The 13,894-nt window shown below is 73.3% G+C and carries 11 protein-coding genes; 3 read left to right on the top strand and 8 right to left on the bottom strand.

Annotation, left to right across the window (positions count from 1 at the left end; all coding sequences use genetic code 11):
- Positions 1-45: 45 nt before the first annotated feature.
- Positions 46-1,515, top strand: coding sequence for a glutamate--cysteine ligase (locus ACQEVZ_RS30330; protein ID WP_344501436.1), 1,470 nt, complete (start codon positions 46-48; stop codon positions 1,513-1,515).
- A complete protein-coding gene (locus ACQEVZ_RS30335; protein ID WP_433372786.1) occupies positions 1,509-2,276 on the top strand; it encodes an enoyl-CoA hydratase/isomerase family protein in 768 nt (255 codons plus the stop codon). Before ACQEVZ_RS30330 ends, ACQEVZ_RS30335 begins: the two co-directional genes overlap by 7 nt.
- A gap of 295 nt (positions 2,277-2,571) precedes the next feature.
- Here the strand turns inward: ACQEVZ_RS30335 and ACQEVZ_RS30340 are convergent, their stop codons facing one another.
- The 6 genes from ACQEVZ_RS30340 to ACQEVZ_RS30365 form a co-directional block, all read right to left on the bottom strand.
- A complete protein-coding gene (locus tag ACQEVZ_RS30340) occupies positions 2,572-3,789 on the bottom strand; it encodes a glycosyltransferase (protein WP_433372789.1) in 1,218 nt (405 codons plus the stop codon).
- Positions 3,790-3,924: 135 nt separating this feature from the next.
- A complete protein-coding gene (locus ACQEVZ_RS30345; protein WP_433372792.1) occupies positions 3,925-5,949 on the bottom strand; it encodes a glycosyltransferase family 39 protein in 2,025 nt (674 codons plus the stop codon).
- Between the two features lie 139 nt (positions 5,950-6,088).
- The gene (locus tag ACQEVZ_RS30350) at positions 6,089-6,784 is read right to left on the bottom strand and encodes an NRDE family protein (RefSeq protein ID WP_433372795.1); all 696 of its coding nucleotides are present in this window, start codon (positions 6,782-6,784) and stop codon (positions 6,089-6,091) included.
- An 11-nt stretch (positions 6,785-6,795) separates the two neighbouring features.
- Complete coding sequence (locus ACQEVZ_RS30355) at positions 6,796-9,285, bottom strand: putative bifunctional diguanylate cyclase/phosphodiesterase (protein WP_433372798.1); 2,490 nt, start codon at positions 9,283-9,285, stop codon at positions 6,796-6,798.
- A gap of 31 nt (positions 9,286-9,316) precedes the next feature.
- Positions 9,317-11,035, bottom strand: a complete 1,719-nt coding sequence (locus ACQEVZ_RS30360) for a S8 family serine peptidase (RefSeq protein WP_433372801.1) — start codon at positions 11,033-11,035, stop codon at positions 9,317-9,319.
- A gap of 205 nt (positions 11,036-11,240) precedes the next feature.
- Positions 11,241-11,747: a PaaI family thioesterase gene (locus tag ACQEVZ_RS30365; RefSeq protein ID WP_344501443.1), complete on the bottom strand. Its 507-nt coding sequence runs from the start codon at positions 11,745-11,747 to the stop codon at positions 11,241-11,243.
- A 66-nt stretch (positions 11,748-11,813) separates the two neighbouring features.
- Between ACQEVZ_RS30365 and ACQEVZ_RS30370 the strand changes: the two genes are divergently transcribed.
- Positions 11,814-12,302, top strand: coding sequence for a winged helix-turn-helix transcriptional regulator (locus ACQEVZ_RS30370; RefSeq protein WP_433372805.1), 489 nt, complete (start codon positions 11,814-11,816; stop codon positions 12,300-12,302).
- A gap of 91 nt (positions 12,303-12,393) precedes the next feature.
- Here ACQEVZ_RS30370 and ACQEVZ_RS30375 read toward each other — a convergent pair whose 3' ends face one another.
- Together ACQEVZ_RS30375 and ACQEVZ_RS30380 are read right to left on the bottom strand one after the other, a co-directional pair.
- Positions 12,394-13,197 carry an SDR family NAD(P)-dependent oxidoreductase gene (locus ACQEVZ_RS30375; RefSeq protein WP_433372808.1) on the bottom strand — a complete coding sequence of 268 codons (804 nt, stop codon included), beginning with the start codon at positions 13,195-13,197 and terminating at the stop codon, positions 12,394-12,396.
- Positions 13,194-13,850 (bottom strand): DUF998 domain-containing protein, encoded by a 657-nt coding sequence (locus ACQEVZ_RS30380; RefSeq protein WP_433372811.1) that lies wholly within the window; start codon positions 13,848-13,850, stop codon positions 13,194-13,196. Before ACQEVZ_RS30380 ends, ACQEVZ_RS30375 begins: the two co-directional genes overlap by 4 nt.
- Positions 13,851-13,894: the final 44 nt, after the last annotated feature.

A 13,894-nucleotide genomic window follows, 5' to 3' on the forward strand; every position in this document is an offset into this window, starting at 1 on the left:
TCGTGGTATGCCAGATGAACCGACGGCTTCGGAGGTGGGCGGCCCATGGGCAAGGACGTCGAAACGACCGAGTTCAGCCGCGAAGACCGGATGCGGTACCGCGACAAGGTGCGTCAATGCCTCGACGCGTTCGCGCGCATGCTCTCGGACGCGCACTTCGAGGACGGCGACGGCATGAGCGGGCTCGAGATCGAGCTCAACCTCGTCGACGAGCACCACGACCCGGCCCTGCGCAACCAGCGCGTGCTCGACGCCCTCGCCGACCCGGCGTTCGTCACCGAGCTCGGCCAGTTCAACATCGAGATCAACGTGCCGCCACGCCGGCTCGCCGGTGACGGGCTCGCCGGGTTCGAGGAGCAGGTCCGCGCCAGCCTCAACGCCGCCGAGGAGCACGCCGCCGGCGTGGACACCCGGCTCGCGATGATCGGCATCCTGCCCACTCTGCGCCGGGACCAGCTCACGCCCGACGTCCTGTCGGCGAACCCGCGCTACGCGCTGCTCAACGAGCAGATCTTCGCGGCCCGCGGCGAGGACCTGCTCATCGCGATCGACGGCGTCGAGCGGCTCCACGTCCGCTGCGACTCGATCGCGCCCGAGGCCGCCTGCACCAGCGTCCAGTTTCACCTGCAGGTCAGCCCGCAGCAGTTCGCCGCGCACTGGAACGCCGCCCAGGCCATCGCCGGCGTCCAGGTCGCCCTCGGTGCCAACGCGCCTTTCCTCTTCGGCAGCGAGCTGTGGCGGGAGACCCGCATCCCGCTCTTCGAGCAGGCCACCGACACCCGCGCCGAGGAGCTGAAGTCCCAGGGGGTGCGCCCCCGCGTCTGGTTCGGCGAGCGCTGGATCACCTCGATCTTCGACCTCTTCGAGGAGAACGTCCGCTACTTCCCCTCCCTGCTGCCCATCTGCGAGGACGAGGACCCGATCGCCGTCCTCGACGACGGCGGCGTCCCGAAGCTCGGCGAGCTCCGGCTGCACAACGGCACCGTGTACCGCTGGAACCGCCCCATCTACGACGTCGTCGACGGCAAGCCGCACGTCCGCGTCGAGAACCGCGTCCTCCCGGCCGGTCCGACCGTCGTGGACAGCATGGCCAACGCCGCCTTCTACTTCGGTCTCGTGCGCCGGCTCGCCGAGCAGGACCGGCCCGTCTGGACCCAGATGTCCTTCGGCGCCGCCGAGGAGAACTTCCACAACGGCGCCCGCCACGGCATCGACGCCTCGCTCTTCTGGCCCGGCCTCGGCTCCGTCCCCGTCACCGAGCTCGTGCTGCGCCGCCTCCTGCCCATGGCCCGCGAAGGCCTCGACGGCTGGGGTGTCGACCCCGCCCACCGCGACCGGCTCCTCGGCATCATCGAGCAGCGCTGCCTCACCGCCCGCAACGGCGCCTCATGGCAGGTCGACACCGTCCACCGCATCACCGGCGCCGGCCAGATCGACCGCGACGACACCATGCGCAAGCTGCTCGAGGAGTACCTTCCACGGATGCACTCCAACGTCCCAGTCCACGAGTGGTGACCGCTTCCGGCGCCCGCGTCGGTTCCGGCGTCGAGGCGGTCCGGGTTTCGGTCGACGGCCCGGTGGCGACGCTGACCATCGACAACCCCGGCAAGCGCAACGCGATGACCGCCGCCATGTGGCGCGCCGTGCCGGTCCTGCTGAAGGACCTGGAGGCTGACCCGGCCGTCAAGGTCCTCGTCGTCGAGGGCGCCGGCGGCACCTTCTGCGCGGGCGCCGACATCGACGACGCCGCGGCGATCGCCGCCGACGGCGAGGACAGCGTCGCCGTCCAGGCCGAGCTCGCCCTCGCCGCGTTCCCGAAGCCGACCATCGCCCGCATCGACGGCTTCTGCGTCGGCGGCGGCTGCCAGCTCGCCGTCGCCTGCGACCTGCGCTTCGCCGCCGCCGACAGCCGCTTCGGCATCACGCCCGCCAAGCTCGGCATCGTCTACCCCCGCTCGACGACCCGCCGCCTGGCCGACCTCGTCGGCCCTTCCCGCGCGAAGCTGCTCCTCTTCACCGCCGACCTGATCGACGCCCCGGCCGCCTTCGCCATCGGCCTCGTCGACGCCGTCGTCGCTCCAGACGCGTTGGCGGCGTCGGTACGGGACACCGCCGCCACCATCACCACCCGCTCCCAGCTGAGCGTCCGCGCGGCCAAGGCGTTCATCGACGGCCGGGAAGGCCCCGCCCGGCAGGACCCCGCCGAGGTGGCGGAGGGCCTGGCCGCCTTCAGAGACCGCCGCCCTCCAACCTGGCCCTCCGACTACCCGGCGTAGCCTCCCTGTGCCGCCCGGTGCCCCAGGCATTCGTATTGCGGGCAGGCTAAACTACGGACAGCGACGACGCCGGAGATCAATTTCCTGTCGTGGGCTAAGGTCCTGGAGGAAGCGGAACCCAGGGCACGCGACCTCGGGCGGTGGCCTCGTCGGTGACGGGCCGGGCGTCCAGTGGGGTGGCCAGCAGGGTGCCGAGCTGCCGGGTGAGCGGGTCGAGCCGCCGGGCGGGCGCCGTGCCGGCGATCGGGATCCGGTGTGGGGACGGCTTGTGAGAGGCGCCGGTGTAGCCCGGGTATCAGGCCTTGCGGAACACCCAGACCCGCATCAGCACGAACCGGAGCACGGTCGCGGCCAGGTTGGCGAGCACGAGGACGGCCACCTCCAGCAGGTGCGGGTGTGCTGGCGCCGCCGCGTCCAGCGCGACCAGCGAGCCCGACGTCAGCGCGAGGCCGAGGGCGAACAGCAGCAGGCCCTGTGCCTGGTGCCGGCCGGCGTGGGCGGTGCCCCGCACGGCGAAGGTCAGCCGCCGGTTGAGTGCGGTGTTGCCGACCGCGGTGATCAGCAGGGCCGCGAAGTTGGCCGCCTGCGCGCCCGCCGCGGGGCGCAGGAGCGCGAACAGCAGCAGGTACGCGACCGTCGACAGCACCCCGACGCCGGCGAAGCGCAGCAGCTGCGACGGCATCGACGCCGGCACGCCCGCGGCGGCGAGCGGCTCCCGGCCGAAGCGGGAGCGCAGCGACTGCAGCGGCAGCGAGCCGTCGACCAGGCCGCGGGCGAGGCGGGCGATGCCACGGAGGTCGGCGAGCGCGGTGGCGACGATGTCGACGCGGCTGTCGGGGTCGTCGATCCAGTCGACCGGCACCTCGTGGATGCGCAGCCCGGCCCGTTGCGCGAGCACGAGCAGCTCGGTGTCGAAGAACCAGCCGGTGTCCTCCACCAGCGGCAGGAGCTGTTCGGCGACGTCCTTGCGGATCGCCTTGAACCCGCACTGCGCGTCGGAGAAGCCGACCTGCAACGTGCCGCGGAGGAGGATGTTGTACGAGCGGGAGATGAACTGCCGCTTCGCGCCGCGCACCACACGGGAGCCGCGGGCCAGCCGCGTGCCGATCGATACGTCGGAGTGGCCCGACAGCAGCGGGGCGACCAGCGGCAGGACCGCGTTGAGGTCGGTGCTCAAGTCCACGTCCATGTACGCGAGGACCGGCGCGTCGGAGGCGTCCCACGCGGCCCGCAGGGCCCGCCCGCGACCCTTCTCGGTCAGGTGCACCACCTCGACGCCGGCCAGCTCGCCGGCAAGGGTGGTGGCGACCGCGAGCGTCCCGTCGGTGCTGGCGTTGTCGGCGACGGTGATCCGGAAGGGGTACGGGAACGTCGCGCTGAGGTGGGCGTGCAGCCGGCGCACGCACGGGCCGAGGTCGCGCTCCTCGTTGTACACGGGGACGACGACGTCGAGGACCGCGCTGGCGGCGGTGACGTCGGTGGTTGCTGCGCGCGGGAGCGTCGTTGTCGTCATGCCAACCAAGTTCGGCTCCGTTGCTTCCGGCAGGTTGTGGCGATCCTGTACCCCACCTGTGAAAGCGAGCCGGTACCCCGGCTGCGAAGAGGGCCGCCCCGGAAACGGGACGGCCCTCGTGGACGGGAGGCGTGGTCAGGACAGGTCGTACACCGTGACGCCGCCGACCGTCTGCGCCGTGTAGTTGGCGGCCACCCACGCGGCGATCTCCGCGCTGACGCTGCTGCCGCCGTTGCTGCGCCCGCCGACGCCGGCACCGCCGATGAAGTAGTGGATCTGGCCGTCGGCGACGTACTGCTGGAACTGTGCGAGGCTCGGCGCCGGGTCACTGCCGTTGAAGCCGCCGATCGCCATCACGGGAAGCTCGGTCGCCAGCTGGTACCCGGAGGCGCTGTTGGACCCGACGGCCGCACCGACCCACGTGTACCTGGCCGCGTCCTCCCGCAGCAGCGCGACCAGCTCCGCGCTGGGCGTCGTGGCGTTGAGCAGCCCGCCCATGCCGCCCCCGCCCATGCCACCACGCTGCCCCGCACCGCCGCCGCCTGGGAAGCCGCCTCCGGCGCCGGCGGGACCGGGGAAACCGCCGGTGCCAGTGCCCGTGCCGCCCGGGAAGCCGCCGCCGGGGAAGCCGCCGTTCCGGGAAGGGCCGCCGCCCGTACCGCCGCGGCCGCCGCCGCCCGGGAATGAGCCTCCGGCGACCGCCGGACCCGCCGTGACGATGGAGCCGGAGTGCGGGGTGGCGATCGTGTTCAACGAGTAGGCGACCGGCCCGCCGAGCACCGCGAAGAGCGCCGCCGCGGCCGCCGCGAGCGAGACCCGCCACCCGATCCCGCGGCCGAGCTGCTGGCTGACCAGCAGGCCCGCCGCGCCCGCCGCGCCGGCCAGCAGGACCGCGACCTTCAGCCACGGCTGGAAGCCGGTGGCGCGGGCGAGCAGCACGTAGGACCAGATCGCGCTGACCGCGACCGCCGAGGAGAGGGTGAGCAGCGCGTACACGTTGCCGCGGCGGCGCCACAGCGTGGCCGTGCCCATCGCGACCAGCGCGCCGATCGCCGGCGCCAGGGCCACGGTGTAGTAGTCGTGGAAGATGCCCTGCATGGTGCTGAAGACGACGGCGGTCACCACCAGCCAGCCGCCCCACAGCACGTAGGCGGCCTTCCGCGTCGACCAGACCAGGCCCGCGACCAGGAAGATCAGCGCCGCCGGCAGCAGCCACGACGCCTGCCCGCCGGTCTGCCCGTCGAAGAGCCGCGACCAGCCCGTCTCGCCCCAGCGGCCACCGTTGGCGCCGCCCCCGCCGCCGACGCTGCCGGTCTCGTTGCCCGTGATGCGGCCGAGGCCGTTGTACCCGAGGGTCAGCTCCAGGATCGAGTTGTTCTGCGACCCGCCGACGTACGGCCGCCACGACGCCGGGATCAGCTCGACGGTCGCCACCCACCAGCCGGCGGACACGACCACCGCCGCGCCCGCGACCAGCAGCTGCACGATGCGGCGCCCCCAGCCGGTCGGCGCGAACAGCAGGTACGCCAGCGCGAACGCCGGCACCACCAGCAGCGCCTGGAGCATCTTGGTCAGGAAGCCGAAGCCGACGCTGCTGCCGGCGAACACCAGCCACCAGGTGCTGCCCCGCTCCAGCGCGCGGACCATGCCGTACACGCCGGCGACGAGCAGCAGCATGAGCAGGGCGTCAGGGTTGTTGAACCGGAACATCAGCGCCGCGATCGGCGTCGTGGCGAGCACCGCCCCGGCCAGCAGCCCGGCCGCCGGGCCGTGCCAGCGCCGCACCGTCGCGTACAGCAGCCAGACCGTCGCCACCCCGATCAGCGCCTGCGGCACGAGGATGCTCCAGGAGCTGAGCCCGAAGACGCGCACCGACAGTCCCGTGACCCACAGCGCGCCGGGCGTCTTGTCGACGGTGATGAAGTTCGACGCGTCGGACGAGCCGAAGAACCACGCCTTCCAGCTCTCGCCGCCCGCCTGCGCCGCCGCCGCGTAGAAGGCGTTGCCCCAACCCGATGCGCTGAGGTTCCACACGTACGCCACCAGCGTGCCGACCAGAAGCACCCCCAACGCCGGCCGGGCCCAGACCGGATCCCGGGGCGGCGGCGTCCGCGGGGGCGTGTCGGCAATGTCAGCGGGGCGGACCAGCGTCGTCGTCATGTTCCCGAGACTGCGGCCCGCCCCTGCCAGCACCTTGGGCCCCACCTGTGCGCCACCTGTGAGTCCCGGTCGACCGTGGCTGACCGGTCCACCGTGGCGGGCCGGTCAGCGGGACGGGCCGGTCAGCGGGTCGGGCCGGTCAGCGGGTCGGGGGAACGGGGATCCGGGTCCAGGTGGCGGAGGGGCCGGGGGTGGTGGCGAAGTCGTACCGGACGGTGTCGCGGCCCAGGGCGACCAGGCTGGCGGAGCCGGAGCCGTACTCCAGGCCGTCGACCTCGTGGCGCACGAGCAGCGTGCGCGGGGCGGCGCCGGTGAACGTGCCGCCCGCGAGCAGCGGCACCCAGTCGCCCCAGGCCTCGCGGGTCGCGTTGTCCGGGTCGAGGGGAGGGGTGGCGGCGGCGTGGAGCGGGGCGAAGTCGTTGACGTCGACGCCCTGGTTGACGATCACGTGGTCGCCCGGGGGCAGGGTGTGCGTGGTGAGGTCGGTGCCGTTCCAGGACAGGACGGTGACCTCGGCCGGCGTCGCCCGCACCAGGTGGAAGGCGTCGAAACCGGAGAGGTCCTGCGGCAGGGGGGTCAGCGGGAGGGCGCCGCGGGTCGGGCGGTCGCCGAGGGGCGGCAGGGGCGGGAAGCCGTTCAGCAGCGCGGTGACGGCCGGGGCGGCGGGGTCGACCGCGAGCCAGGTGCCGCCGGCGGTGCTGTCGCGGCCGCCCCAGAAGCCGGGCCAGTGCTCGGCGGGCGGCTCCCAGGGGCGGGCGAGGTACTCGTCGCGGACCGCGGCCAGCAGGACGGGGAAGGTGGCGGCGGGGTCGAAGCGGAGGAGCACGGTGCACATGCGGGAAAAGGTTATGCCTGTCCGAGTTGCGGCACCCGTGCGGCCAGCCAGTCGGCGAACTCGTCGGCGGGCAGGGGCTTGGAGATGAAGTAGCCCTGGACCAGGTTGCAGCCCTCCGTGCGCAGGTGGTGGAGGGTCTGCTCGTCCTCGACGCCCTCGGCGACGACCTCCAGGTCCAGGGCGTGCCCGAGCTGGACGGCGGAGCGGACGACGGCACGGTCGCGGTGGTCGACGGCGATGCGCTGCACGAAGGACTTGTCGATCTTCATCTCGTGGATGGGGAGCTCGCGGAGGCGGCCGAGGGAGGAGTACCCGGTGCCGAAGTCGTCGATGGCGAGCTTGACGCCGAGGGCGTGCAGGCGGTCGAGCGTGACGAGGCTGCCGGCCGGGTCGTCCATGATGCTGCTCTCGGTGATCTCCAGGGTCAGCGCGCTCGCCGGTACACCCGCCTGACCCAGCAGCCGGGCGACGATGTCGGGCAGGTCGGCCTCCTGCAGGCTGTTGGGCGACAGGTTGACGGCGACGTGCATGTCGTGCCCCATCCGCCGCCACGAGGCGCAGCGGCGCAGCGCGACCTCCAGCACGTGCAGGGTCAGGGGCCGGATCAGGCCGGACGTCTCGGCGAGGGGGATGAACTCGTCGGGCGGGACGAAGCCGTGCGCGGGATGGTGCCAGCGGGCGAGGGCCTCGGCGCCGCGGACGATGCCGGTGGCGGTCTCCAGCTTCGGCTGGAAGACGACGACGAGGTCGTGCCGCTGGATGGCCTCGCGCAGGTCGGCGACCATGGCGAGGCGCCGGGGGCTGTTGCGGTCGTCGTCGGGCTGGTAGACGCGCACCCCGGTGCGGGTGGTCTTCGCGACGTACATGGCGACGTCGGCGCGCTGGATGAGGGTCTTCGCGTCGTGGCCGTGCTCGGGGGCGAGCGCGATGCCGATGCTGACGCGGGCGTTGAGGCGCAGGTGGCCGATCGCGATCGGCTGCTCCATGGCGGCGGCGAGGTCGTCGCCGATCGCGACGGCGACCTCGCGGGTGCGGATGCCGGGCAGCAGCACGGCGAACTCGTCGCCGCCGAAGCGGGCGACGGTGCCGCGGTCGCCGAGGCGGCCCTGCAGGCGGTCGCCGACCTGCCGCAGGAGCGTGTCGCCGATGTCGTGGCCGAGCGCGTCGTTGACGTCCTTGAAGCGGTCGAGGTCCATGAGCAGCATCGCGACCGGGGTGCCCTGGGCGCGCAGCGCGTCGGTGAGCGACTGGAAGCGCTGCCGGTTGGGCAGGCCGGTGAGCGGGTCGTACAGCGCCAGGTGCTCCTTCTCCGCGACCTCCCGGCGCAGCTCGTCGAGGAGCCGGGCCTTGGCGAGCGAGAGGCTGGCGTGGTTGGCGAGCGCCTGGAAGAGGCGGACGTGATGCTCGCCGAAGGTCGGGATGTCGGGGAGGCTGTCGGCGACGAACAGCACGCCGGTCGCGCCGTCGTTGAGCGGCACGGGCACCGCGATGCCGTCGACGATGGAGCCGACGACGCGGCTGCCCTTGGCGACCAGGACGGGGGTGCCGGCGCGGGCGGGCTGCCACCACGCGGTCTCCGGCAGGGCGTCGATGACGGTCGTGTCGAGCTGGTGCCGGCCGTGCATGCGCATCCGGATCTGGGAGCCGTCGGCGCCCGGGATGATCAGCTCGGCCCGCTCGGCGCGGAGCTGGTCGCGGGCCTGTTCGAGCACGATGCGGGCGACGCCGCCGGTGTCCAGGACGCCGTCGACGGCGCGGGTGAAGGCGTAGAGCTCTTCGACCTGATCGTGGCCCTGGCTCTGGCTGACGTAGGAGCGGTAGGCCCGGTACGTGACCGCGGAGACGATCGCGATCAGGGCGATCGCCCTCGGGTCGCGGTCGATGGCGAGGGTGCTGATCAGGCCGATGCTGGTGGTGATCGCCACGAGCGGCAGGCCCTGCAGGGCGCTCGGCAGGCGTTTCCACTCGCTGGGGTCGTCGTGCAGCGCGATCACGGCGGTGACCAGCACCGCGGCGACGACGTCGGACACGAGCATGACGAGCAGCACGTACAGCCACTGCATCGGGCCGACGTCGGGCAGGGTGGGGCCGGTGAGGGCGCGCAGCATCACGGACGCCGCGGTGGTCTGCACGCCGAGGAGGGCGACGTTGAAGCCGAGCTTGACGCCGCGCTGGCCGCGCAGGATCACCAGGCCGAGGCCGCCGCCGAGGAGCCGGACGGTGAGCAGCAGGGTCGGGTCGACCGAGAGCAGCCCGAGGACCATCGGGATCTCGCTGAGGCTCATCGCGTGGCCGCCGCGGCGGACCCGGATGTGCACCGCGAACCCCTCGGTGACCGCGAACGCGACGGCGAGCAGGATCAGCGGCAGGGCATCGGGGGACGCCGGAAGCCCGCCGTGGTGGATGCGCAGACCGTGGGCCACGACGGTGGCGACGCCCAGCCACAGGCTGAGCGCCGCCACCCGTGCGTCCGGGCGCGTCCACGCGCGTGCTTTCTTCATGACCGTCCCGGAATCGCCCTTTTCGTGAGGGTTACTGCCAGATGGAGCTTGACCAGTAGCTTCCACTCCAAGTTCGGCCGCTCCAGGTGCTACCTGACCAAGTTCGGCCACTCCATGTGCGGCCGTCCCACACGGCGCTGCTCCAGGTGCGCCCGCTCCAGGTGCGCCCGGACCAGCTGGTGCCGGACCAGCCGACCGCGACCCAGCTGCGGCCGGTCGTGGCCGTGCCGCTCAGCGACGTGCCGGTCCAGGTCGCGCCGTTCCAGGTGCCGCCGGTCCACGCGGTGCCGGCGGTCGATGCCTTCGCCCACGTCGACGGCGTCCAGGCCCGGCCCGTGATGTCCGTCTCGCCGGTCAGCTCGGTGCCGGTGACCGGGTCCGCCACGTGCGCGGAGCCGCGGGAGGACTCCAGCGTGCCGGTGCCGGTCGACGCCGCCCACGTCTGCGTGGCGGCGGGTGTCGGCGCCTCGATCGCCTTCTTGATGTTGAGCTGGCCGGAGCCGCGGCCCAGCACGTCGCCGGCGGTCATCGCGTCGGTGGTGCTGACGAGCAGCTTCTTGACCTGGTCGGGCGTGAGGTTCGGGCGCTGCTGCAGCAGCAGCGCCGCGGCGCCGGACGTGATGGCCGCGGCCTGCGAGCTGCCGCTGCCCCGGAAGTACCGTCCGGTCGTGTCGCCCGGCACGAGCCCCGTCGGGTAGTTGACGTCGACGTAGGAGCCCGGGTCGCGCAGGCCGACGATCGAGCGGCCGGGCGCGGTCAGGTCGGCGGAGCGGGTGGTGTTGCCGCGGGTGCTGAAGTCCGCGAGGACGTCGTCGGAGCGGGACTCGGTGCCCTTCGAGTCGGCGGCGCCGACCGCGATGACGTACGGGTTGGCCGCCGGCATCGACAGCGCGGTGCGGGTCTTGCCGTCGTTGCCGGCGGAGACCACGACCGTGATGCCCTTCTTCCAGGCCGCCTCGACCGCGTGCGACAGCGGGTCGAGCTTCTCGTCCTGGTAGCTGTCGGTGCCGAACGACAGGTTCAGCACCTTGATGTTCAGGCCGGGGTCGTTGCGGTGGGTGACGACCCAGTCGATCCCGGCGATGACCTGCGAGACGTCGGTGGCGCCGTCGGCGGTGGCGACCTTGACGCTGATCAGCGTCGAGGTGGGCGCCATGCCGGTGAAGTTGGTCGGCGAGTCGACGGTCATGAAGTTGGTGCCCGGGTCGCGGGCGGCGATCAGGCCGGCCATGTGGGTGCCGTGCCCGAACGTGTCGGCGTAGCGCAGGTTGGGCGACTGCGACTCGAACGACAGGTCCGGCCCGTTGACGATCCGGCCCGGGTCGTTGAGCCCGGTGACCTGCGAGACGCCGGAGTCGATCAGGGCGATGCCGACGCCGGCGCCGCCGATCGGGCGGCCGCTGGAGTCGGTCTTCTTCCACACGTCCAGCGCGCCGGTCGCGCGCACGACGCTGAACATCGAGTTGGCGTCGCCGTCGGCGCGCCATCGTTCGGCCTGGAGTGCCACCTCACCGTCGAGGGTCACGGACCGCACGCCGGGGGCGGCCCTCAGGGCGGACAGTTGCGTGTCCGGTATCTCGGCCGCGAAGCTCTCCACGATCGACAGCGCCCGGCCGACCTTCCCGCCGGCGCGGTCGACCGCCCGGGCTGCCGCGTCGGCGTCGTCGTAGGCGACGATCACCCGGGTCAGCTGGCCGGCGGCCGATGCCGCCGGTGGTGCCGCGGCCGCCGGCACGCCCGGTGCGGCCACGCCGGCGATCGTGATGATCGCTGCCGCGGCGGCACCCAGTGCGCTCCGGTTTCTGCTTGGCATTCGGTCCCCTTCCATGGGTCGACGACTCGCCGTGATCCATGGTTGAGCAGCCGGTAGCGTGGCGTTGTCACCAGGTCGGACACTCTTCGCTGATCAAGCCTCACGCAGCGTGGTGTCGGTCACGCTGCTCCAGGTGCGACCGTCAGGTCAGGTCGAAGATCATGCAGCTCGACGTGGCGTGGGCGACCATGCCGCCGCGGGCGTCGGTGATCACCGCCTGGGCGAGGGCGGTCCGCCGGCCCTTCGACAGCACGGTGCCCTCACAGGTCAGGGTGCCGGACGCGATCGACGCGGGGCGCAGGAACTTCGTGCTGAGGTCGAGGGAGGTGTACCCGACGCCGGCCGGCAGCGTCGAGTGCACGGCGCAGGCGGCGGCCGTGTCGAGCAGCGTCGCGAGGACCCCGCCGTGGATGCTGCCGAGCGGGTTGTAGTGGAACTCCTGCGGTTCGAGGGTCACGACGACCCGGCCCAGCTCGGCCTCGATCCGCCCGGCACCCATGAGGTGCGTGATCGGCGGCGCCGGCAGCTCGCCGCGGGCCATCGCCCGCAGCAGCTCCAGGCCGCTGCGCCGGCCGAGCTCGGCCGCGTTGAGCATCGGGTCGGACCACGTGAACGTGCGGCTACGGACCTCGTCCTGAGTCTGCGTCATGGATGCAGCCTGTCGGGCGAGAGCTGGATCTGTCAACCAGACTCAGGTGCGGGTTAGCCTGACGGGATGAGACCTGCGGCACTGGACTGGTCGGTCGACAACTGCACCATCGGCGCGGCGATGGCGATCCTCGGTGAGAAGTGGACCGTCGTCGTGCTGCGCGAGGTCTTCAACGGCATCCACCGCTTCGACGACATGCGGGAGCGCACCGGCATCCCGCGGCAGGTGCTGACCAACCGCCTCGGCATGCTCGTCGACAACGGCGTGCTGCGCCGGGTGCCGTACCGGGAGCCCGGCTCGCGGGTCCGCGACGAGTACCGGCTCACCGAGAAGGGCTTCGACCTGTATCCGCTGCTCGTCGCCGTGCTGGAGTGGGGCGACCGGTACCTGGCCGGGCCGGAGGGGCCGCCGCTGGAGACGGTCCACCGCGGCTGCGGCGCGTCCGTGCACGCCGTGCTGGTCTGCGAGTCCGGCCACGCCCAGGTCCCGCCGCGCGACGTCGTGCCCCGCCCCGGCCGCGGCGCCCGCCGCCGGCTCGCGGTCACCGACGCCTGACGGTCTCCGGCTCGCGGTCACCGGCGCCCTCCGGCTTCGTGGTCACCGGCGCCCTCCGGCTTCGTGGTCACCGGCGCCCTCCGGCTCGCGGTCACCGACGCTTGACGGCTTCCAGGGAGGACTCCCAGAGGCGGGCGGCCCGCGCCGGTGAGGTGGAGCGGGGCGTCGCGGCGAAGGGCTGCCGCAGGAAGTAGTAGCCGCCGGGCACGAGCGCCTCCGCGGGCGCGCCGGCCAGCCACAGCAGGGTGTCGGCGGCCTTCTGTGGGGAGCTGAACAGGACCGGGATCAGCTTGCCGAGCATGAAGAGCGGGCTGGTGGTGGCGAACCGGCTCCGCACGAGACCCGGGAAGAACGCCACGGGCAGGACGCCGCGCGCGGTCCAGCGCCGGGCCGCTTCCAGGGTGAACAGGATGTTCGCCTGCTTCGAGGAGCCGTAGGCGAGCCACCGGCTGCGGTGCCAGAGTGAGGCGCGCAGCGGCCGGTCGATGTCCAGCACGCCCCAGGCCTCGGCGAGGGACGCGGTCGTGATCAGCCGGGCGGGGTCCCGCAACCGGTCGAGCAGCAGGTGGGCCAGCTCGAACCCGGCCAGGTGGTTGACCTGCAGGCAGGTGGGGCCGCGGAAGAGGCCGCCGGCGTTGTTCACCAGGACGTCGATGCGGTCGCACGCGGCGCGGACCTCGGCGGCCGCGGACCGCACCTGGGCCGGGTCGGCGAAGTCCGCCCGCACCGCCACGGGGTCGGCGGCGCCGGCGTCGCGCACGGCAGCGAGGGCGGCGACCAGGCGGCCCTCGTTCCGGCCGAGGAGGATCAGGCGGTCGCCGGCGGCGGCGAACCCCTTCGCGGCGGCGAGGCCGATCCCCGCGCTCGCCCCCGTGACGACGACGGTGCGGGTCACGGCTTGGCGCGGACGTGGACGGCGGCGGTCTGCACCAGCCATGCCGACACGGCGACCAGGGCGGCCCGCTCCATGAGACCGGTGAAGAGGCCCCGGCCGAGGAACAGGATGCCGATCGCGGACAGGATCAGCGGCGGGAACGCCAGGAGCACCCCGAGCCGCCCCGCACGGCGCAGCGTCGAGTGGTCGGGCTGGGTGGCGTACACCAGGATCGCCAGCGCGAGGAGCAGCAGCGCGCCGATCGCGCCGGCGGCGTGGACCAGGTCCCGCGGCTGGGGCGACTCATACGGCGGCAGCGGGCACCCCGGGGAGCAGGTCACCGCGCCCGCGACGGCGGCCAGGGGAGCGGCCAGGGCGATCGCCGCCGCGGCGAGCCCCGCCGGCACCAGGGCGGCGACGCGCCCGGGCACGAACGGGAGCGCGACGAGGGCGTGGCGGGCGGTGTGCCGGGCCGGCACCGCCAGAAACGCCAGCGACGCCGCCAGGAGCAGCATGCTGACCCGGTAGAGCGTCGGGTGGGGCGCGCCGGCGACGCCGGACTCGCTCACATAGCGCCACGGCGCCGAGCCGGCCACGGCGAAGGCGAGCCCGATCGCGCCGGTCGCCGCGGTGACGGTGGCGGCACCGGCGCACCAGCGGCGGGGGGAGAGCACCCGTCCAGGGTACCCAGGCGGCCCGGTTCCATAGCATCGCCGCA

It is taken from the genome of Dactylosporangium sp. CA-152071 (assembly GCF_050936335.1).
Taxonomy (GTDB): Bacteria; Actinomycetota; Actinomycetes; order Mycobacteriales; family Micromonosporaceae; genus Dactylosporangium; species Dactylosporangium maewongense.

Bases quoted from the DNA above. Each gene is read 5' to 3' on its own strand.
- ACQEVZ_RS30355 (WP_433372798.1), bottom strand. From the start codon at position 9,285: ATGAAGAAAGCACGCGCGTGGACGCGCCCGGACGCACGGGTGGCGGCG.
- ACQEVZ_RS30345 (WP_433372792.1), bottom strand. From the start codon at position 5,949: ATGACGACGACGCTGGTCCGCCCCGCTGACATTGCCGACACGCCCCCG.
- ACQEVZ_RS30370 (WP_433372805.1), top strand. From the start codon at position 11,814: ATGAGACCTGCGGCACTGGACTGGTCGGTCGACAACTGCACCATCGGC.
- ACQEVZ_RS30340 (WP_433372789.1), bottom strand. From the start codon at position 3,789: ATGACGACAACGACGCTCCCGCGCGCAGCAACCACCGACGTCACCGCC.
- ACQEVZ_RS30365 (WP_344501443.1), bottom strand. From the start codon at position 11,747: ATGACGCAGACTCAGGACGAGGTCCGTAGCCGCACGTTCACGTGGTCC.
- ACQEVZ_RS30350 (WP_433372795.1), bottom strand. From the start codon at position 6,784: ATGTGCACCGTGCTCCTCCGCTTCGACCCCGCCGCCACCTTCCCCGTC.
- ACQEVZ_RS30330 (WP_344501436.1), top strand. From the start codon at position 46: ATGGGCAAGGACGTCGAAACGACCGAGTTCAGCCGCGAAGACCGGATG.